General features: G+C 54.8%; 1 protein-coding gene. It reads right to left on the bottom strand.

Features of this window, described 5'->3' with window-relative positions; translation table 11 throughout:
• On the bottom strand, positions 1-352 hold a 352-nt coding region (locus ADF68_RS11150; protein ID WP_049548346.1), incomplete at both ends, for a hypothetical protein.

The raw sequence follows: 352 nt of genomic DNA, 5'->3' as shown, positions 1-352 counted from the left end.
AGCGTCAACGAGCGCAAGTACGTCAGCAAGTACATCAGCCTCAACGAGCGCAAGCACGTCAGCAAGTACGTCAGCAAGCACGTCAGCTTCAACAAGCGCAAGCACATCAGCAAGCACATCGGCTTCAACGAGCGCAAGCACGTCAGCAAGCACATCTGCCTCAACGAGCGCAAGTACATCAGCCTCAACCAGTGCAAGTACGTCAGCAAGTACATCGGCTTCAACCAGCGCAAGTACATCGGCTTCAACAAGTGCAAGTACGTCAGCAAGCACATCGGCTTCAACGAGTGCAAGCACGTCAGCAAGTACGTCAGCGTCAACGAGCGCAAGCACGTCAGCAAGCACGTCCGCT

Source organism: Streptococcus pseudopneumoniae (assembly GCF_001068775.1).
Classification (GTDB): domain Bacteria; phylum Bacillota; class Bacilli; order Lactobacillales; family Streptococcaceae; genus Streptococcus; species Streptococcus pseudopneumoniae_N.
The sequence above is the reverse complement of the archived record's forward strand: the minus strand, read 5'-3'. Positions and strand labels throughout refer to the sequence as shown.